Here is a 19,439-nt window from a genome sequence, read left to right as displayed (position 1 = left end):
CACTGAGCACTATTATTTAAGTTCTTCTTCAAAGTTCAACTCAAACACATTGGTGAATGCATTTTTAACCAAGCCGTTGTCGCCTAAAACAATGGTTCGGTGAATTTTAGTTATAACCCATTTGGCTTTAATGTCTTCAAAATCATCGCAACGCAATTCGGTGATGCTGTCAAATTTATATTTTCTCAAAAATGTTTTCCATTCGTCTTGGGTATCGTTGATGTTAATCCCCACAAATTGATACTCGGGGTGCGCTTTTTGAATGGCTAATATTTTTTTGTGTACCGCTTCTAAATGCGAAACCGCATTGGCTGTCCAAAAGAAAATCACCGTCTTTTTGTTGGCAAAAGTTGAAGCTTTTATTTTGTTTCCCTTACGGTCTAACAGGGTAACTTCGGGAAGTTTACCACCGGCTTTGAGCAATTGTATGGCATCGCCGATTTTGGTGATTTCATTTTTCTGACTCTTATCAGTAGAGAATTTGTGGTAAGTAGCCAAAAACGTTTGGTTGTTCACCATGTTTTGGTCTTCCAGCAAGTAGGTGAAGGCGATATTGTTGAGTATGGTGTTTTTTACCTTTTCGTTTTTAATCAACGTATCGGCTATATTCATCTTGTTGATGTTGGTTTTTAGCGCCAAATCCACTTCCGAAAAATGGTTGTGGTAATTGATGGAACCCATGTTGTTCAACATGTGCGACAAATACATCACAAAAGGCGAAAAGGTCGAAAGTGCCACATTGTTGCAATCGATGTCTTTTCTGAAATTGTAATAGTCTGCCGGTATTTTTTCATACACATCGTTTCCGGTTCTGATTTTGTGAACCATCGGATACAATTCTCTTCGGGAATAGTAAGGAAAATCTAAAGCAGCTTTGGCATATTCATCAAATTCTTCGCTCCATTTGATTTCCTCTTTTTTGGCAGTATAAAACTTAGTGGCCAACTGGTAGGAGGAATCAATGGCTTTGGTGAATTGGTCTATATCATAATCAAAGGCTTCAAACAATCTGTTTTTGTCTTTCTCATTTTTCAAATATTGCTCCATGAGGAAGTTGTTTTTTTGATCGCCACGACCACAAAATACAACCGAATTGTCAAAGTCTCGGGTGTTTACACGCACCATCAAACTGTCGTTCTTGTCAAAATAAACGTATTGGTATTCCGGTTCGTGTTTAAACGTATACAAACCCGGTGCTAAAGAATCAAATTGCACAAAAAAGCGGTTGTTTTTGTCTAATTTAATCGAGTCAATTACTTCATTGTCTTTGCAGAAAAGCACATACGGACTGTTGGGATTGACTATTTCTCCGCCAAAATAGGCAACATAGTCACTTCCTTTAAATTCGTTTTTACACGAACTCAAAAGCGTGATTAAAGGGATAAGTAAAGCAAAAACTTTTAAATTTCTGTAATTGTGCATTGAATAGAAACTAGTAAACAAAAATATTCAGTTGGATTGGATTTAACTGTTAATCTATCGTTAAAGTTAAATGGCTCCGGATTCAAGCAAAGCAGTACAACTTCCAAAACCGATAATCATTGTGATTACCGAATAGGTCAGCAGCTTTATCCCGAATGCTCGGTCTTCTTTATCAAAGAGCACTTTGTACAATCCTATTAAAAAAGCAATAATGCTCATGAATATTATAATGACCAGTAGAAATAGTACAATCAGCATCTTTTATTATAATTTAGTTCTTCGAAAATTATTTTCAACCTATATATTCATACTGGCCAAACATGTTCCAAAGCCAATGATGAAAGTTATTACCGAACCAATGAGTAACTTAATTCCGAATTTCCGAGTGTCTTTTGAAACGGCTATTAAAATTATACCTATAACAAACGCAATCGGACTGGCAAACAGCAAAAACAGGATTATCCAATTTAAAAAATCCGACATCAAAAATAGATTCCCCATGACTAATAATTTAATTCTTTTCTGATGTCGTCTATCTTGTTGTCTCGGTAAAACAGGTTCATCGTTTCAAAAGGGACAATTTTCCCTCTTTTGTCCACGATGTGAACACAGGATTTTTTCACCGCTCTGACATCAAAATCATGCGCATCCATAAAATTCATGATAATAATACGAAAAAGATTTTCATAATGTAAACTGTCCGATTTTACCCTTGGCAAACAACACATCAATTCGCCAAACTCTTCTTCGGCACAATCAACTGAAATGCCCGTACTGAACAAGTTGAGCATGTGGGTTTTCAATTTTTCATCGTTTTCAAAAACAATGGTGTTTTTTGAATTGTTCAACAAATCTTCGGGATTAATCAAATTGGTCATCGGCATAATCTCGCCGTCTATTTTTAACGCATACGCCATACACAAAGCATCGGGATTACACGGCACCGGAATCAAATCCTGTGGCGTGAATATCGGGTATTGCTCATAGATTTTTCGACGCACTTCGGTTAAGGTGATTCTGCCTTGGTGGTCGTTGTAATTGTCGTTTCTTCCGGCTACTTGGGTAGGTTGGAACGTTACGCCACGCACACATTTTTGTTGCACAGCATACTCTAATATCTTCCCGATTTCATCATCGTTTTCGCCTTTTTGGAGCGTGATGACTAACGTGGTCGATAGGTTGAACTGATTCAAATTAGCTATCGCTTTTTTACGAACTTCCGTCAAATCTTCGCCGCGGAGTTTCTCTAAAACCTCAGGTTTGAAACTGTCAAACTGCAAGTAGATTTCAAAGTCGGGCATGTAACTCGCCAGTTTTTCTACAAACGAAATGTCTTTAGCAATGCGAATCCCATTGGTATTCAACATCAAATGGCGTATCGGTTTGCTTTTCGCCATGTCCATAATTTCAAAGAATTGCGGATGCACCGTGGGTTCACCACCCGAAATCTGCACCACATCGGGTTCGCCTTCATTGGCCACAATAATGTCAAACATCTTTTCGATTTCTTCCAAGGTGCGGTGTCGACCGTAATTGGGTCCCGAACTCGCGTAACACGTTGGGCAAGCCAAATTACATCGGTCAGTGACTTCTACGATTGACAAACATGAATGTTGCTCATGGTCGGTGCACAAACCACAATCATACGGACAGCCGTAATGCACTTTGGTATTGAATTTCAAAGGCACTTCCGATTGCTTGTTGTAGTTTCTGATTTGTCGGTAGTATTCCACATCATCGGCGATCATCACCTTGGTATCACCGTGGGTTTTGCAGTGTTTGAGCATCCAAACCTTATCGTCCTGAAAGACAATTTTGGCATCAATGGTATGCAAACATTCCGGACAAAGGCTCTTGGTGTAGTCGTAGTAAATATAATCTCTATTGGGCATAGCGAAGGAGTCTTAAAATAAATTGGTAATAATAAGCAAAAAGAAAAAGCGCACTCCAATGAATACTGCTCATTCCTAAAAATAACGGATGATACGGTTTGATAAATTCGACTAAAAAACGGTACAAAAAGTACAAAACCATAAACAATTTGAATCGGTCACCGTTGCGCATTTCTTTGAGTTTGATCTTTTGGAACAACCCCAACAGCAACACCATATAGGCCATTTCATAAAGCGCTACCGGATGTCGGAGCTTGCCGTCGCCCAAATCCATCCCAAAGATGAAATTGGTTGCTATGCCATAGGTGTTTTCGGTAACGCCCATGCTAAAACAACCGATTCTGCCTATAAAAACCGCCACTATAATCGGAATGACATAAATATCACCCGAAGCGGTTTTCACGCCTATGATTTTTTTCATCAGTTCTACGCCAAACAAGCCGCCCAAAAAACCACCGGCAACCGTTTTGTTTTGGTAAAAGGTCAACCAGGTTTGGTGCATGATTTCGGTCGGATTTTCCAACATTGCAATCACTCTCGAGCCTATGAGCGCGCCTATCATAGCGCCCAGCATAATCCACAGCCGATTGATGTCGGAAATCTGGTCGGCTATACCTTTCTTTAAATGATAGTAAAGGCGAACGCCTATAAAAAAAGCCAGTGTTTCAAATACAATATGATAATTCACCGCATCGCCAAAAAGATTGAACTGAAAAGGAAAGGTCATGAATTGCGGTTTAACAGGTGTCTAATATAATAAAAAAACGGAACACTAAAATTGTCATTCCCAACTTGATTGGGAACTGAACACTTTTCACTACTTTTGCACCGAATTTAATAAAACACATTTCATGCTTACAGTTTCTAATTTATCGGTTCAATTTGGTAAAAGAATTTTATTCGACGAAGTAAATACCACTTTCACCCAAGGCAATTGCTACGGTGTGATTGGTGCCAATGGTGCCGGAAAATCTACGTTCCTTAAAATCTTAGCCGGCGATATCGACCCCACTTCAGGAAGAGTATTCCTCGAGCCGGGCAAACGTATGTCGGTGTTGAACCAAAACCACAACATGTTCGATGAGCATACCGTGTTGGAAACCGTAATGATGGGAAACAAAGTATTGTTTGCCGTTAAATCAGAAATGGATGCCTTGTATGCTGATTATGATGATAAAAATGCCGATAGAATAGGCGAGTTGCAAGTGCAGTTTGAAGAAATGAACGGTTGGAATGCAGAGTCAGATGCGGGTGCGATGTTGTCTAACTTAGGCATTGGTGCCGATATGCATTATACGTTGATGGGCGAGATGGAAGGGAAGATGAAAGTGCGTGTCTTATTGGCCCAAGCGCTTTTCGGAAACCCGGATGTGTTGGTGATGGATGAGCCTACGAACGACTTGGATTTTGAAACCATTTCCTGGTTAGAGAATTTCTTAGCCAATTATGAAAACACGGTAATCGTGGTATCGCACGACCGTCACTTCTTGGATGCCGTGTGTACGCACATTTCGGATATCGATTTTTCTAAGATCAATCACTACTCCGGAAACTATACTTTTTGGTATGAGTCGAGCCAGTTAGCGGCCCGCCAAAAAGCACAACAGAACAAAAAAGCGGAAGAAAAGAAAGCCGAGTTGGAAGAATTTATCCGTCGTTTTAGTGCGAATGTGGCGAAGTCTAAGCAAGCGACTTCCCGTAAAAAGATGATTGAAAAATTGAACCTTGACGAAATCAAACCGTCGAGTAGAAGATACCCTGCGATTATTTTTGATGTAGAAAGAGAAGCCGGAGACCAAATTCTGCACGTGCAAAACCTTGCCGCTTCAGTAGATGGCGAAGTATTGTTTAAGAATGTCGATTTGAATATGGCCAAAGGCGATAAAGTAGTGGTGTTCTCTAAAGACTCCCGTGCTACGACAGCTTTCTACGAAATCTTAAACGGCAACCAAAAAGCCGATGCCGGAACGTTTGATTGGGGAATCACCACAACACAATCCTATTTGCCAAATGACAACAGTTCGTTCTTTACCGATGGCAGTTTAAACTTGGTAGATTGGTTACGCCAGTTCGTAAAAACCGAAGAAGAGCGCGACGAAGTTTACGTTCGTGGGTTCTTAGGAAAAATGATTTTCTCGGGCGAAGAAGCGTTAAAGAAATGTACGGTATTATCCGGAGGCGAAAAAGTTCGTTGCATGCTCTCGCGCATGATGATGATTCGTGCCAATGTGTTGATGTTAGACGAACCCACGAATCACTTAGATTTGGAATCGATCACAGCTTTTAACAACTCGTTGAAAAACTTTAAAGGTTCCGTACTATTCACCACGCATGACCACGAGTTTGCGCAAACCGTTGCCAACCGAGTGTTAGAAATTACACCCAATGGGGTTATTGATAGATACATGACTTTTGATGAGTATTTGGATGATGAGAAGGTACAAGAGTTGAGAAAGAAGATGTATAATTAAGATAGAAAAACCGCCTGATAGGGCGGTTTTTTGTTTTAAGAATAAGTTACAATAATTTGTTTTGACTTATAGTGGTCATTAGTCTTTTTTGCGATTCAAATGCAACTACGTAGTTTCTGGTTGATTAATTTTTATATGAAAAATAGGTATAACTCAAAAAAAACCTTCCATAGCGGATAATAGCTGTTAGTGGCAGTTTTACTAAAGAACTGTGTAAATACTATTTTGATCACTAGGTTGAAGTCCCCATCTAAAAGCCATGTGAACTTCCCAATCATATCCAAAATCTTCAAATTTAGGGACAAGATATCGGTTTTCTTCAAAATCTTTCCGTTCGATAAACCCATCGTCCTTTAATTTTGTTGCCGTTAGAAAATTGATTTTATATAAAAATGCAGCAAGCTGTCTAGCGTCAGCAGGTTTCCCATTGGAGAATCTAAATTCTCCACGTTCTCTAATTTTATTAATTTTTGAAAGCAAGCCTTGTGTTGTATAGTAAAAACTATCAGATGTTTTTGCAGTTTTACGATCTGGTTTCATACCAAAAATTAACCGCTCAATTCCGGGTAATTCTGATTTATATTCGTTAATAGTATCTTGAATTCTATCAAGCGAATACTCATCGAAAATAGCTTTTAAGTCTTGAGTTGCAATAATTGGAGATTTTCTGTTCTCGGCATTTCTTGCGGCAAGTGTCAAGAGCTTTACTAAATCTCTCGGTCTTTTTCGTATGACTGAAAGAAGAACTCGATATGTTTCGCGACTTTCCCATTTACCTTGGCCAGAAAATATTGGTTCAATAATGCCCGATAAATTTTTTGCGAGATCTGCTTGATGTGAGCTTCTTAAAAGTCCTTCATCAACCGGTTTCTTAAAATAAGTTCTTACCCGTTTAACTAGTAAAGCAAGAATTTCATGGTATGACCATTTATACCAGATAACCGAACTTTGTGTTTTATCTGTACTTTCATCTGAGGTTCTGTATAAAAAATATACATCGGATCTTAATGAAATTTTGAAATGTAATCTTCGATTTTCTTCACTAATTATATCTCTTACAGCATTTAGTAGGGCGGATATTTTAGTAATATCGGATTTTGTACCTTCCCAGCCACGATCTAAGTCATCAATATAAATGTTGATGGAAGGATTAGACAAGAAATTTTCCAATGAATCGAGATTTTTTTCAGGAACATATCCACCATCTATTGATTCTTCAAGTCTTTCAACAATTAAATCTACAAAATTCCCTTCAAAGTTTTCAAAATTAAATAGGTCTTCTTGTTTGATATTAATACCAAAGTAGGAAAATGTTTTTTTAAAAAGAATTGTAAATAATCCCGCTCTCCAATTTCTGATAATATCTGAAAAGTCGGTCAAACCTTTTCCTATTTGTGCTACATCATTAGGTTTAATTTTTATTGGAAGTTTGTCAGCGTCTTTGTCTTCAGACATTGCCACGTTGAATAGAGCAGATTTGCCTATTCCCTTATGTCCCACCAAAATTCTAAGCGGTAAGTCAACTGCTATTTTGTTGAAAATCTCGTTCTTGAAATAATACTCTTTTAATCTTTCCACATCTTCGTCTTCTGCTGCTTCGTTTCCAAACAGTTGTTGAATTGTTATTTCATCAAATTGAAACGAATTATCTTGGTTTTTAGCAATTGTATTAGCTTTTGAATTTGAACTTGCTTTAGCAGGAATTGTTTTCAACCATTCCGAAAGTCTAACAATTTCATCATATCCAGCTTTTTCATTACTAGTATTTCTCCTGATATACACACTGTTTCTCTCAAGTGTGGTACCGATAGCAACAGTTGGTTGGCAAGGACTTGAGTATTTTTCAATAGGAATTTCTATAATCTGAAATTTTAACCCATTATCATCAACGAAAGGATATGTGTTAAACTTAGGTATTGGTAATATTTTATCTTTAATTTTTGATTGAAGAACAGCTCCGTCTGTAAATTCATTATCTGCAATACCAACTTTCTCTCCATTGTCCTTAACACCTATCAAAATATATGCGTTTTCTTCTCTAACTGTATTGGTAAATGAAACGAGATCCTTTATAAACTCTGCATCTTTATCTTTTTTTGAAGCGCTTGGAGATTCAGTAAAATATCCTATTTCTTTGAAATCTACGATGTCATTTTCACCTTTTTTTAGTAGCTGATTAAATAAAGTTGTTGTCATGTTTTGTTGTTTTTATTGTAAGAGTTTCTGAAAATTGCCACTAACTTCCATATAGTCGCTATAAAAATTTACTAGCGATACTCTTTATTTTAGTCTATCTCCCCAAATATAAATAATCCCCACCAATCCCTTTCATTTCTTGTAAAAAAAATCCGCTTATCGGGTTTTTTGGTTTATTGGTCGGGAGTAGGTGGTTATTGGTGTTTTGCTATTGCAAAAAAACAAGTGATGAAGTCGGTTAATGGTTTTTATTCTGTTTCGTTATAGGAATTAATTTTGAAAAGCATTTGAAATTGGATAGGGTCTTTTTTAGAGTGGGGAAACTTCTCTGCATTGATTTGCTTTTCAAATTCTTTCATGATATCAAGGTCAACATCATCTTTAATACTAAAGGTTATGAATGTTTCTTTTTTAGTGAGTTCAAATTGAAGCATTATTTTTCCTTCTTTGGTCGAGTCTTTAAATAGGGTATTAAAAATATTGCTGCATTTTTCAAGAATCAAAGACAAGTCTTTAACACTAGTGTTCTTCTTTAATGTTTCATCATCATTTAAAAAAACAATGCTTTCCAGTTTGGTTTCTTTTTCACCTTTCGAAATGGTTGTTTTTTCTTCTCCATTTTCATAAATGGTGTACCCTTTTGTTCTGGGCGCTTCGTCTAACCACATGAGCTTTAAATCCTTTTTCAATAAGTTTAAAATATAATTGTGTTCCTTCGTTTCAATAATTAATAAAGGCTCATCTATATCAAAAGAAATAACCGACCAATAGTATTTTAATTCCTGTTCATTGGCTTTTCTAATCGTGTACTCTTGGGCAACTTCTTTTTTAAACTCATCCCAAATAATTTTGGAATCATTAATATCTTGACTCATTTTTCCATCCAAAACCAAATTGTCAACATGGAATTCGACTCTTCCTTTTTGAATTTTTTGGATGTTTTCATTATTTCTGAATCGCTTCCATAACTCAGGACCAATAATCAAGTTTTGTTGAAGAATTTCATAATTAGCAGTATTGGATAAATTGTTTGTGATTAGATTTTTAGCTTCTTCAATTTTTTTCGGATCACAGTAATTGTATACGATGCCGTTTGGGATTTTTATGGTTTCTTTCTTTTGCGCAAAGCAATGGTTTACAAATACTGTAAAAAGGATTAGGTTGATATATTTCATAGAAGCCATGTTTATCATTTTTTTAAAATCACAATAGGGTAAAGATAGCAAATACTTACACATTGGCAGTTTTTTTATTCTTACAAATTTAACATATCGCAATTTACCCCGAAACGGCATTTTACCCCTCGGGAGCCCCAGTAAATACAAGGCCTCAGAAAGTACCTGATGAGTTGATCAATTCAGCAGGATGATTTTGTCAATTCATCAGGCTCAGTTGATTAATTCGTCCTGATGATTTTGAGGATTCGTCAGGGTGCGTTTTTTAGAGGGGAAGGAAGAGGGATTTTTTTGTAGGAATTGGGAAGAGAAGGGAAGTACGAAGTTGGAAGTACGAGGCACGAAGGGAAAAACGAAAAGTACGAAGTTGGAAGTACGAGGCACGAAGGGAGAAGAAATTACGAATTATGAATTACGAATTATGAATTACGGATAAGGGATAAGGGATAAGGGATAAGGGATAAGGGATAAGGAGTTAGGGTGGAGAAATTACGAATTGAGTGCATAATTTTCAAAACCGAAAAGTATGCACTTTGAACAAGAAGTTTTCTTCAATTACGCCTTTCGGAACTTTGTAACGCTATGTGATGCAACGGTTCTCGATTAGCTTCGCTCAATTCGGCTGAAGCCTCGGGTCATTTTTTGTTCTGTTGCACGCCACAAAAAACACTCGAACTGACGAATCCATAACCTACAACAACGAAATCTGAAAATCTAAAATGGCTTTGTGGTTGAGAAAATAACTCCTTTGCAACACCGAGAAATAAGCAAAGAGAATGTTGTTCTTGGTTATGATGGCTTCATTGTCATATTGGGCGCCGTCAAAATAAGACAAGTCTTTGTCTAAATACGCCTCAAATTGGGTTTTGAATTCGGGTGTAATGGCTTTTTGGTAAAGTTCGTCTGCTATCGTTTCCTTTAATTCCGCTTTGAATTTTGATTCAAAAACATAATAATTGCTCATGCGGTTGTTGATGTCTTCTATTTGGTTTTGCTCATAACTAAACGAAAACTTTTCAAACATATCAATGTAGAACTGAACCTTTTTCTCATGCAGACCTTCTACTTTAAAAAAGTCTTTATAGCATTGAAGCAGTTTGAAATCGGCTGCTTTTGGTAGCGCTTTAGCATAAAAAAACTTAAAGATTTCAATGTCATTGGCTTTGATTTTTTCCTTCATTGCTGTCAGTTCTCTTTCGAGATTGTCTACGAGCAATTGGGCATCCGCCGCTTTGTATTTTTTTCCGTCGTAATCAAAAGTTTTGATTTTAAATTCTTTACGGGCAATTTGTTGTAAGGTTTCTAAATCGTTGGTCAATCCATTCTTGCTGTAAACCAGTTCTACCATAGTGTTGTTATACAGCTCGTCAAAAGTCGCGTCAGTGGCCGGATTTTGTAAAATAGTATCCAAGTCCAAAAGGGTCACCGAATGGTTGTCATAATAACCATTGTACAACTCAGGATACTTGTTGTCCTCATAGTCTTTTTTGATGGAGGTTTCAAAGTGGCTGATGTCCTCCTCAGTAGGGGGTTCCGGGTATACTATTGCTTCAAACATCTTTTTGGTGACTTTTTCCTGCGTCTGACCCGCATTGTGAAACAACACATTGGCCGGTCTGTTGTCGGTGTGTTTCAAAGAAACATTCAGTTTTTTAAACGCCATAACCCTTTCGTCCGTGGCCGGATGGGATTCCCACTGGTTCTTAACCACGAGTTTCGACTTGTTAAAACGCTCATAGAAATCGCTTTCTACTTTGGGTAAATTGTGCTCTATGGCGATCTTGTTGCTGTTGGCCATGAAGTTCATCGCCAAAGTATGTTGGGGAAAAATATTCGAAGTAGTCACCGACTTTTCTATGTTTCGATTGTAATAATCAAGCACATTATCAAAGGAGTTGGAAGCCAAATCCATTCTCAACATAGAGTTAATCATAGGTTCAGAACCCACAGTGTTGGCCGCAATCTCATCGGCGTGAAACTCCATTTCTCTCGACAATCCCATATAATTCACATTCACAATTTTGTACATGAATTGAAGCACGTATTGTATCATTCGGTTAAAGGCAAAAGCAATGTGAATTAAAAAGGCAAAATAGCCGCTCTTGTTGGCCCAAGAAGAAACAACGTTGCCATAATCATCATTCTCATAAAGAAGGTTGTAAATGATTTTATTTACATTATAAACATAGCTGCCCACTTTCATCGATTTTTGTGAAAAATGGCCAAACTCGTGCGCCAAAATTCCTTTGAGTTCCGTTACTGTTGTGGCATTGACCAAGCCCATTCCGATGTGCAGGTTTTTTTTAACCGGAAAGAACATGCTCCAAAAACCTGAATCATAGAATACAGAAGCGTTGACTTGTGGCGAAATGTATATTTTCTTGGGAAAATCAGTGCCAATTTCATCTACGAGTTCCTGAATCATGTTGTACAATTCGGGTTCATCTTTAAGGTTAATCTCGGTCAGATAGGAGTAATCCGTTTTGTTTTTGGCAAATAAAAATTTCACCATAAAAAAGAGGATAAAAAAGCCTACGCCAATGATGCCGATACCCAACATCAAAGTGATAAACGAAGGTTTGAATCCAATCATGGTGATGGCACCATAACCACAACCCACAAATATACCAACGGCCAAAACAAGCAGCAGCATATAAACAATAATGAATAGCACTATGGAAAAGATAGCTTTATAGGCTTGTGACTTAAATTTAGGCGAAATTTTAACGGTTGGCATAAATAAGGATTTTTAGACATTCCAAAAATATCAGAATTATGGTAATCTAAAAATTATTTTTAAAAATTATTCTTACTTATGTCAATTCTCCCTATTATTTTTTACCACTAGTCTTTGCAGCGCTACGGCTTTATAAAATCAATGATTTCGTTCTGAAGCTTTGTTGGTTCTTGAAAAATGACACCGTGTGTGGCATTGGGGTATTTTGAAATGGTGACCAAATGGGGATGGAGTGCTTTAATTTTTTCATATTCCTCAGCATAAGCAAAGAAACCAGCGGCATCGTCTTTGGTGGGATCGATAATCAGCATTTTGGTTTTCAAATTCCGATAGATAATTTCGGGCAGCATCAAGGTGGTCGACTGGTTGAACAAACTGCTGTTGGTGGGTTGGTAAAACTGTCGTTTTTGCAATTCAACCGTGTCGTCCTGCAGCCACTCTTGCAGATAAGGATTGCGGGTCCAACCTTTTTTTTCTTTGCCGAAAAAGCTGAAATTGTACACGTTCCATAACGGATAATCCGCACTGTAATTGGCTTGGTATAGCTCCCGCAGCGAAGAAAAGTAGTCTTTGTTGCTTTGTTCAAAGGCGGCGTTTAGGGTTTCCTCGCTCAACAGTTGTCTTTTTCTGATCCAGTTGGCGGCACCGCCGTCTATCAAGATGATTCCTTTGACCCTTTCGGGATAAGCATCATAAAAAGCTGTGGCAATAGAACCACCTCTTGACCATCCGGCGATGTAGGTTGAGGGTATCTTTTTGGCGTCTAGCAACCATTTGATATCATCGGCTACGTGGTAGAGTGAGACTTCTTTTTGCGGAATGGGTGTTTTGCCATGGCCGTAATAATCAATGGCAATAACGTGCAAATTGTTTTTTACAAAAGCCTCTATCATACCAATAATTTCAGTGCCGTTGGAATAGCTGCCGTGCACCCAAACCAAGGTGGGATGTTTTGGATTGCCCCATTCTAAATAGTGCAGGTTTACATTAGGGGTTTGAATGTACTTTCCGTGTTCTTTTTCAAAAGTTGCGTAGGCCAGAGAATCTTTGACGAATTGTGCACTCAGCTCGGGCGATAATACTGTATGAGCCTCTTTATGTTGGGCTACTAAAGAAAACGAGATAAAAAGGAGAAAGATATATTTCATAAAGTAGTTCGCTAATTAGGTTTACCATACTTGCGGTTATCACTGAATTCGCTTGGCTTCAATTTTATTCCCATTCTGCAATAAAACCAAACCGGTGATGGCGCCTGTTTCGTTGGGAACGAAGTGAATTTGGGCGTCGACTACTTTTAGAAAAAACTGGGTTTCATTTTCGGCAAAAATAGGAAACGCATTCTGTCCGGTCAATTGCGCGAATAACTGGTCTTTGTCGGTGGAGATTTTCATTTCAAAACCCGGTTGTAATTCATAGGTGCCAATAAATTTCTGAAGTTGTTCGTTGGTCAGCGTGATTTCTTTTCTTTCTTTTTTTACCGGCAAAGGCTTGTTGTAAAGAATGTTTCTGATAGAGTTGACAGGGTTTTTTGCGTCTTCATGATTGAGCAACATGATGATGGTTTTGTCATTGTCAAGGTGACGGTCGATATAGGTTTTATAGCCCGGCCAACCACCGCCATGGTTTGCCGTCTTACCAAAATCAGGATGGTTATCTAACATCCAACCGAATCCGTATTTTGTGGCAGTACCGTTTGCCAATGTACCCGCCGTGAACACTTGCTCCATGCCGCTTTTAGACAGTAGTTTGTTGGTATACAAAGCGCGGTCCCATAGTAACAAATCATTGGCGGTGGAGTTGACCGTTCCGTCACCCACAATGCCATCCATCCACACTACCATTTTGGTTTCGGGCAAGTCATCGGGAAGAATGTGCTTTTTTAATTCTTCTGAATACACATAACCATAGGCATAATTGGTTACCTTTTTGGGCGCAAACCTGCGGGTGTACACAAAAGTGTTGGTCATTTTTAAAGGGGTGAAAATGGCTTTTTGCAAATAGTCGGCATAAGACATCCCGGAAGCTTTTTCAATAATGGTAGCCAACAAGGCATAACCGGTATTGCTGTATTCCCATTTGGTGTTGGTGTCAAATACTAATTTGGGCTGTTCTTTGGCAAAGAGTGCAACAATATCTTTATTGGTGGCTATTTTGCTTTTGTCAAATCGGGTTTCCATAAGCTCCATATAATCGGGAAGCCCGCTGGTGTGGTACACTAGGTTTTTTATGGTGATATTGTTATAAAAGGCCAACTCGGGTATGAATTTCGACATCTTATCGTCAAGGTTCAACTTGCCTTTTTCTTGCAATAGGGCAATGGCCATAGCGGTAAACTGTTTGGAAACCGAGGCCAATTCAAAAATCGAGTTTTCGTTGAGTGGTTCTTTGGTTTCTTCATTGGCTAAGCCAAAGGATTTCTTGTAAATCACCTTGCCTTGTTCCGCAATGAGAAAATTACCGTTTATTTTTTTATCGGCATACATAGCATGGAGCAAACTGTCTATCTTTTGAACTCGGTCTTGCCCGAAGGTCAACTCAACCATTAAAAGGAGTGCGATGGTGATTTTTAGTTTTATCATTGTTGATTTGGTTTTAAATGGTTGGTATCCATAAAAATATAAAAAAATACCATACCCGTTTTTGTTTATTTAGGTTTTTTCTCGACCAGATGTTCCAAGAATACCTTCCATTTCTCTAAATCACCATCGATAATAAAAGTTTTAGGTTTCTTAAAGACAGTAGTCATCAGACCAACCGCAGCACCCGCAGGAGCACCAATAAAAGCACCTATTATCGCGCCTTCGGCCGGGGTGTAATCCAAAATCCAATTGTCAGGATCAGCGGAAGCCGCAACGATTCCGCCCATGACAATGGCCCCGGATATGGTGCCAATTAAAACATTGTTACCGGTTGAGCGTTTGGTTTTAATCATTCCGATGGTTTTTACCCGAATCTCTAGGGGACTTTTGTTTTTTTCGAGGATTAATAAAGAGTCGTTAACCGCAAGGATATAACCTTTGTTTACTTTATGGCCTTCAAGGTCATAGACTCTGACAAACAATTTGTTTTGGGCACTCATTTCCCAACAAACCAGTAGAACAATGCAAAAGGACAGTAGTTTTTTCATGACTTAAGGTTTAAAGTTAATAGTAAAACTGTGTCTTCAAGCCACAGCCAATTACAACATTTATATAAATGCTGCCATTAGCTTCAGTAGTGTAATGGTTTGGCAGTCATAAAGGTAGGAATTAATTAGATGTGAAAGTATTTGCAATAGTCAATAAGTTGCACATTTTTTTCACTACTGAAAAGTATGCACTATGAACAAGAAGTTTTCTTCAATAACGCCTTTCGGAACTTTGTAACGCTATGTGATGCAACGGTTCTCGATTAGCTTCGCTCAATTCGGCTGAAACCTCGGGTCATTTTTTGTTCTGTTGCACGCCACAAAAAACACTCGAACTGACGAATCCATAACCAACAACTGACAACCGACAACAGACAACGGACAACGCACAACCGACAACCAAACAAATTTGCCTCGCTTAAAAAAAATCCCTACTTTTACCACCCAAACAACACTACCATGAGTCAAAAAGTATTGCTCACTTCCAAAGAAGTCAATATCATACTCCATCGTTTGGCTTGTCAGTTAATCGAAAACCACCTCGATTTTTCCAACACTGTTTTAATAGGCATACAACCTCGAGGCACTTATTTGGCCAATCGTATCAAGGCTTTATTGGAAAATGATTACCAAATCAAGGACGTTCAATTAGGATTCTTAGACATCACTTTTTTCCGCGATGATTTCCGTCGGGGCGAAAAGCAATTGGAAGCCAACAAGACCCAAATTGATTTTTTGGTAGAAGACCAAAAAGTGGTTTTTATTGACGATGTGCTATTCACCGGAAGAAGTATCAATGCGGCCTTAACCGCCGTGCAGTCCTTTGGCCGACCGTCAGAAGTAGAACTTTTGGTCCTCATCGACCGAAGATTCAGCCGCCATTTGCCGATACAACCCGATTACCGTGGCCGTCAGGTGGATGCGATAAATAATGAAAAAGTAATCGTGTCCTGGAAAGAAAAGGATGGAGAAGATGCGGTGTACTTGGTTTAAAGTACTAAGGTAGAAGTACGAGGTACGAAGTTTAAAAGAAACAACAACATTTAAAATACAACTTACAACTAAAAAATGTCCGAACTGTCAGTCAACCATTTACTAGGGATTAAATACCTGCAAAAGCAAGACATCGACTTGATTTTTGAGACGGCCGATCATTTCAAAGAAGTGATTAACCGCCCGATTAAGAAAGTGCCTTCGCTGCGCGACATTACCATTGCCAATATCTTTTTTGAGAACAGTACACGTACCAAACTCTCTTTTGAATTGGCACAAAAAAGATTGTCTGCGGATGTCATCAGTTTTTCAGCAGCGCAATCTTCTGTGAAAAAAGGAGAAACATTGATTGATACGGTCAACAACATCTTATCGATGAAAGTCGATATGGTCGTGATGCGTCACGCCAATCCGGGTGCGGCTTACTTCTTGTCCCAAAATGTAAAAGCCAGTATCATCAACGCCGGAGACGGTGCCCACGAACACCCAACGCAAGGCTTGCTCGACAGTTATTCTATCCGAGAAAGACTGGGCGAAGTAGGCGGGAAAAAGGTGGTCATCGTAGGCGATATATTGCACTCGAGAGTAGCCTTATCCAACATCTACGCGCTACAAATGCAAGGTGCCGAAGTGAAAGTGTGTGGCCCGAAAACTTTGATTCCAAAATACATCGAAAGTCTTGGCGTAACGGTTGAGCCCAATTTGAGAAAAGCGTTAGAATGGTGCGATGTGGCGAACATGCTTCGCGTGCAAAACGAACGTATGGATGTGAACTATTTCCCATCGACTCGAGAATATGCCCAACAATACGGAGTGGACAAAGCTTTATTGGATTCGCTCAACAAAGAAATTGTCATCATGCACCCCGGACCGATTAACCGTGGGGTCGAAATCACTTCAGACGTAGCCGATTCCCAACAATCGGTGATCCTGGACCAGGTGGAAAACGGTGTGGCCATACGAATGGCGGTGATTTATCTCTTAGCTTCTAAAATACAACAATAAAAAAAGCCTCGATAATTCGAGGCTTTTTTGTTATTCTGTTTTCAAATTTCTCAGTTGTTTCAGCTTTTCTTTCAGCGTGGCCAACTCTTCTTTTTTGAAGTCTATGTTTTTCTTCACTTCTTTCACCATCGGGTTATCCGCTTTGGCATTGGCAAAGAATTGGATGTTGTTTTCCAATTGGAAAATTTCCCCTTGTACTTCGTCAATCTTACGCATCAAGAATACTTTCTCGTTGTCGAGTTTGCGGGTATCGCTACCGGCTAAGTTATCCAAGCGATTGGCATAACGCGTCATCTCGTTTTCTTTTTTGCTCAAGCTTAGTTTTTCGAATAATGCATCCAATATTTTATTGAACTTCCCTTCAATATGACGACGGGCAAATGGCACTTTACCAAAACTTTTCCAAGTTTCGATGTGGGCTTTGATGGCGTCTAAGTCGGTTTTGTGGTCGCCAATTAATTCAAAAGCTCTCAAAGTTTCTAAGTAGGCTTTTTTCTTTTCAAAGGCTTCTACTTCTTCTACATTCACTTCTGATTTTTGCTCTTTCAGTTTCTCGAAATACTCGTTACAAGCGGCTCTGAATTCGGCCCAAAGTTTGTCGGAGAATTTTCTCGGTACGTGACCAATGGTTTTCCACTCTTCCTGAATTTGTTTCATTAATGGCGTAGTGGCTGCAAAATCGGTGCTCTCTTTTAACTCATTGGCTTTGGCCACCAACGCTTGTTTTTTGGAAAGGTTATCGTTTTGGTCTTTTTTGATGTCTTTGTAGAATGAGTTTTTCAACACGTTGAAACTTCTCACGGCATTTTTAAAGGCGGTCCAAGTTTCTTCATTCACTTCAGAAGGCACTTTTCCGGCGGCGAAGAACTGATTTCTCAACGCTTCCACTTTTTCAATTTGGCCTAACCAAGCCGAATGAGAGTTCACTTTTTCTTGGGCCAAGACTTCAATCTGAGCGATGATGTCTTTTTTCTTTTCTAAATTGGCCGTTTCTCCTTCGCGAAGTTTTTCATATAGACTTTCGCGTTTGTCGTGCATTTGTTTGGTCAATTCGCTGAATCGGTTCCAAATTTCCTCACGTTGGTCGCGGGAAACCGGACCGATATCTTCTTTCCAAATGCGGTGTAAGTCTTGCAATTCACGGAAAGCCTTGTTGATGTCTTCCTCGTGAACCAATTCTTCTACACGCGCAATGATTTTTTGTTTTTGTTCTAAGTTGTGTTTGAAATCCAAATCACGGGCTTCTCTGTCTAAGTGTAAAAAGTCATAGAAGTTTTCAACGTGGAAGTGGTAATTGTTCCAAACGTGGTTGTATTTGTCTTTCGGAATCGGACCAGCCGTTTTCCAACGCTCTCTGATTTCGTTGAATTGCTTTAACGCAGACGAAATACTATCTTGAGAATTGATTAATTGTTTTAACTCTTCAACGATAGCCAAACGGTTGTCTAAATTGGTTTTCAGACTGTTTTGCAAGCTTTTGAAGTGCGTGTTTTTCTTCTCTCTATATTGGGTATATAATTGGTCGAATTTTATTTTAAGCGGAAAATGATAATGGAAATCTTCTGTAGTATCCGGATTTTCGGCGTGGAATTCGTCTTTTTTCTCCTCAATAAAGTGGTGGTATTTTGACAAGAATGCTTTTTTCAATTCTTCCACATGGTCTTTAACCGACATCACTTTTTCTACCACGACTAAATCACCCAACTCGTCCACCAATTGCTCCATGGATAAAGTTTCGTAATCCAACATCGGGATATCGTGACGCTCTTTTAAAGATTCATCTTCACCTTCTTCAGCATTCACTTCCTGAATGGCATCCATTACAGCATCACCTTTGGTTTCCAAAACAGGTGTATCATCGGCTACTTCTTCGGCAGTCAATTCTACTTCGGTTTGCGGAGCTTCTTCAGCCACAGTTTCGGCCACTTCAACGGTTTCTTCCACTAGAGCTTCTTTTTCAGCCGCTACTTCCAATTCGTCTTCAGTAAGCGCTTCGGTTAAAACCGCTACTTCTACAGTTGGTTCTTCAGCCACAGCTTCCGGTTCTGAAACGACTTCTGTCGTTTCTTCCACAGCTACTTCAGCTACTTCAACAACTTCTGTCACTTCGGAGACTTCTTCGGTAGTTGCTTCAACAGCAGTACTTCCAGCTTCCAACTCCTGACTTGCATCTTCGGCTATAGTTTCCTGATTTTCAGTAGTGGTCACTTCCAATGACTCGTTTACTACATTTCCATCTGCATCTTGCAGGTTATCATTCTTTTCTTCTAACATTTGTATAAATGTTTTAAGGGTTACACATTTGAGGGCGAAAGATAGTAAAGAAGCGTTAAAGTTCAAAGGAAATCAACGTTTTCTGTACTTTTTTGTACGGATTTTAATAAATTAATAAAGAGTCTAATAAAAAAACGCCGTTGAAAT

General features: G+C 38.8%; 14 protein-coding genes. 3 read left to right on the top strand and 11 right to left on the bottom strand.

Going from position 1 to position 19,439, the window contains the following annotated elements; genetic code table 11:
• Nucleotides 1-12: 12 nt before the first annotated feature.
• From HA632_RS11130 to HA632_RS11115, 4 genes are all read right to left on the bottom strand, one after another.
• A complete protein-coding gene (locus tag HA632_RS11130; protein WP_176307789.1) occupies nucleotides 13-1,422 on the bottom strand; it encodes a thioredoxin-like domain-containing protein in 1,410 nt (469 codons plus the stop codon).
• 66 nt (nucleotides 1,423-1,488) lie between these two features.
• On the bottom strand, nucleotides 1,489-1,680 hold the full coding sequence (locus HA632_RS11125) for a hypothetical protein (protein ID WP_176307273.1): 192 nt from the start codon (nucleotides 1,678-1,680) through the stop codon (nucleotides 1,489-1,491).
• 245 nt (nucleotides 1,681-1,925) lie between these two features.
• Nucleotides 1,926-3,314: a radical SAM protein gene (locus HA632_RS11120; RefSeq protein WP_176307272.1), complete on the bottom strand. Its 1,389-nt coding sequence runs from the start codon at nucleotides 3,312-3,314 to the stop codon at nucleotides 1,926-1,928.
• On the bottom strand, nucleotides 3,304-4,041 hold the full coding sequence (locus tag HA632_RS11115) for a prolipoprotein diacylglyceryl transferase (RefSeq protein WP_176307271.1): 738 nt from the start codon (nucleotides 4,039-4,041) through the stop codon (nucleotides 3,304-3,306). Before HA632_RS11115 ends, HA632_RS11120 begins: the two co-directional genes overlap by 11 nt.
• Before the next feature lie 124 nt (nucleotides 4,042-4,165).
• On the opposite strand from HA632_RS11115, the gene HA632_RS11110 reads away from it, so the two are divergent.
• Nucleotides 4,166-5,785: an ABC-F family ATP-binding cassette domain-containing protein gene (locus HA632_RS11110; protein ID WP_176307270.1), complete on the top strand. Its 1,620-nt coding sequence runs from the start codon at nucleotides 4,166-4,168 to the stop codon at nucleotides 5,783-5,785.
• A 201-nt stretch (nucleotides 5,786-5,986) separates the two neighbouring features.
• Here the strand turns inward: HA632_RS11110 and HA632_RS11105 are convergent, their stop codons facing one another.
• From HA632_RS11105 to HA632_RS11080, 6 genes are all read right to left on the bottom strand, one after another.
• Entirely contained in the window at nucleotides 5,987-7,981 is a 1,995-nt protein-coding gene (locus tag HA632_RS11105; protein ID WP_176307269.1) for a helix-turn-helix domain-containing protein, read from the bottom strand.
• Between the two features lie 248 nt (nucleotides 7,982-8,229).
• A complete protein-coding gene (locus HA632_RS11100; RefSeq protein ID WP_176307268.1) occupies nucleotides 8,230-9,156 on the bottom strand; it encodes a hypothetical protein in 927 nt (308 codons plus the stop codon).
• 691 nt (nucleotides 9,157-9,847) lie between these two features.
• Nucleotides 9,848-11,893, bottom strand: a complete 2,046-nt coding sequence (locus HA632_RS11095; protein WP_176307267.1) for a M48 family metallopeptidase — start codon at nucleotides 11,891-11,893, stop codon at nucleotides 9,848-9,850.
• Nucleotides 11,894-12,015: 122 nt separating this feature from the next.
• The gene (locus tag HA632_RS11090) at nucleotides 12,016-13,041 is read right to left on the bottom strand and encodes an alpha/beta fold hydrolase (protein ID WP_176307266.1); all 1,026 of its coding nucleotides are present in this window, start codon (nucleotides 13,039-13,041) and stop codon (nucleotides 12,016-12,018) included.
• A gap of 39 nt (nucleotides 13,042-13,080) precedes the next feature.
• Nucleotides 13,081-14,472 (bottom strand): serine hydrolase, encoded by a 1,392-nt coding sequence (locus HA632_RS11085; RefSeq protein WP_176307265.1) that lies wholly within the window; start codon nucleotides 14,470-14,472, stop codon nucleotides 13,081-13,083.
• A gap of 65 nt (nucleotides 14,473-14,537) precedes the next feature.
• Nucleotides 14,538-15,020 carry a glycine zipper family protein gene (locus tag HA632_RS11080; protein WP_176307264.1) on the bottom strand — a complete coding sequence of 161 codons (483 nt, stop codon included), beginning with the start codon at nucleotides 15,018-15,020 and terminating at the stop codon, nucleotides 14,538-14,540.
• Nucleotides 15,021-15,479: 459 nt separating this feature from the next.
• Here HA632_RS11080 and pyrR point away from each other — a divergent pair, with 459 nt between their 5' ends.
• On the top strand, nucleotides 15,480-16,013 hold the full coding sequence (pyrR, locus tag HA632_RS11075) for a bifunctional pyr operon transcriptional regulator/uracil phosphoribosyltransferase PyrR (protein WP_176307263.1): 534 nt from the start codon (nucleotides 15,480-15,482) through the stop codon (nucleotides 16,011-16,013).
• A 75-nt stretch (nucleotides 16,014-16,088) separates the two neighbouring features.
• Nucleotides 16,089-17,018, top strand: coding sequence for an aspartate carbamoyltransferase catalytic subunit (locus tag HA632_RS11070; protein ID WP_171221662.1), 930 nt, complete (start codon nucleotides 16,089-16,091; stop codon nucleotides 17,016-17,018).
• 30 nt (nucleotides 17,019-17,048) lie between these two features.
• Here HA632_RS11070 and HA632_RS11065 read toward each other — a convergent pair whose 3' ends face one another.
• The gene (locus tag HA632_RS11065) at nucleotides 17,049-19,292 is read right to left on the bottom strand and encodes a DUF349 domain-containing protein (protein ID WP_176307262.1); all 2,244 of its coding nucleotides are present in this window, start codon (nucleotides 19,290-19,292) and stop codon (nucleotides 17,049-17,051) included.
• Nucleotides 19,293-19,439 lie beyond the last annotated feature (147 nt).

Origin of the sequence: Flavobacterium sp. J49, from assembly GCF_011742145.1 — a bacterium.
Taxonomy (GTDB): Bacteria; Bacteroidota; Bacteroidia; order Flavobacteriales; family Flavobacteriaceae; genus Flavobacterium.
Note: the sequence above shows the minus strand (reverse complement) of the source record. Positions and strands in the feature narration are given on the sequence as shown.

What these genes read in the sequence shown, in the direction of transcription:
- HA632_RS11130 (WP_176307789.1), bottom strand. Translation starts at nt 1,422, where the DNA reads ATGCACAATTACAGAAATTTAAAAGTTTTTGCTTTACTTATCCCTTTA.
- HA632_RS11125 (WP_176307273.1), bottom strand. Translation starts at nt 1,680, where the DNA reads ATGCTGATTGTACTATTTCTACTGGTCATTATAATATTCATGAGCATT.
- HA632_RS11120 (WP_176307272.1), bottom strand. Translation starts at nt 3,314, where the DNA reads ATGCCCAATAGAGATTATATTTACTACGACTACACCAAGAGCCTTTGT.
- HA632_RS11115 (WP_176307271.1), bottom strand. Translation starts at nt 4,041, where the DNA reads ATGACCTTTCCTTTTCAGTTCAATCTTTTTGGCGATGCGGTGAATTAT.
- HA632_RS11110 (WP_176307270.1), top strand. Translation starts at nt 4,166, where the DNA reads ATGCTTACAGTTTCTAATTTATCGGTTCAATTTGGTAAAAGAATTTTA.
- HA632_RS11105 (WP_176307269.1), bottom strand. Translation starts at nt 7,981, where the DNA reads ATGACAACAACTTTATTTAATCAGCTACTAAAAAAAGGTGAAAATGAC.
- HA632_RS11100 (WP_176307268.1), bottom strand. Translation starts at nt 9,156, where the DNA reads ATGAAATATATCAACCTAATCCTTTTTACAGTATTTGTAAACCATTGC.
- HA632_RS11095 (WP_176307267.1), bottom strand. Translation starts at nt 11,893, where the DNA reads ATGCCAACCGTTAAAATTTCGCCTAAATTTAAGTCACAAGCCTATAAA.
- HA632_RS11090 (WP_176307266.1), bottom strand. Translation starts at nt 13,041, where the DNA reads ATGAAATATATCTTTCTCCTTTTTATCTCGTTTTCTTTAGTAGCCCAA.
- HA632_RS11085 (WP_176307265.1), bottom strand. Translation starts at nt 14,472, where the DNA reads ATGATAAAACTAAAAATCACCATCGCACTCCTTTTAATGGTTGAGTTG.
- HA632_RS11080 (WP_176307264.1), bottom strand. Translation starts at nt 15,020, where the DNA reads ATGAAAAAACTACTGTCCTTTTGCATTGTTCTACTGGTTTGTTGGGAA.
- pyrR (WP_176307263.1), top strand. Translation starts at nt 15,480, where the DNA reads ATGAGTCAAAAAGTATTGCTCACTTCCAAAGAAGTCAATATCATACTC.
- HA632_RS11070 (WP_171221662.1), top strand. Translation starts at nt 16,089, where the DNA reads ATGTCCGAACTGTCAGTCAACCATTTACTAGGGATTAAATACCTGCAA.
- HA632_RS11065 (WP_176307262.1), bottom strand. Translation starts at nt 19,292, where the DNA reads ATGTTAGAAGAAAAGAATGATAACCTGCAAGATGCAGATGGAAATGTA.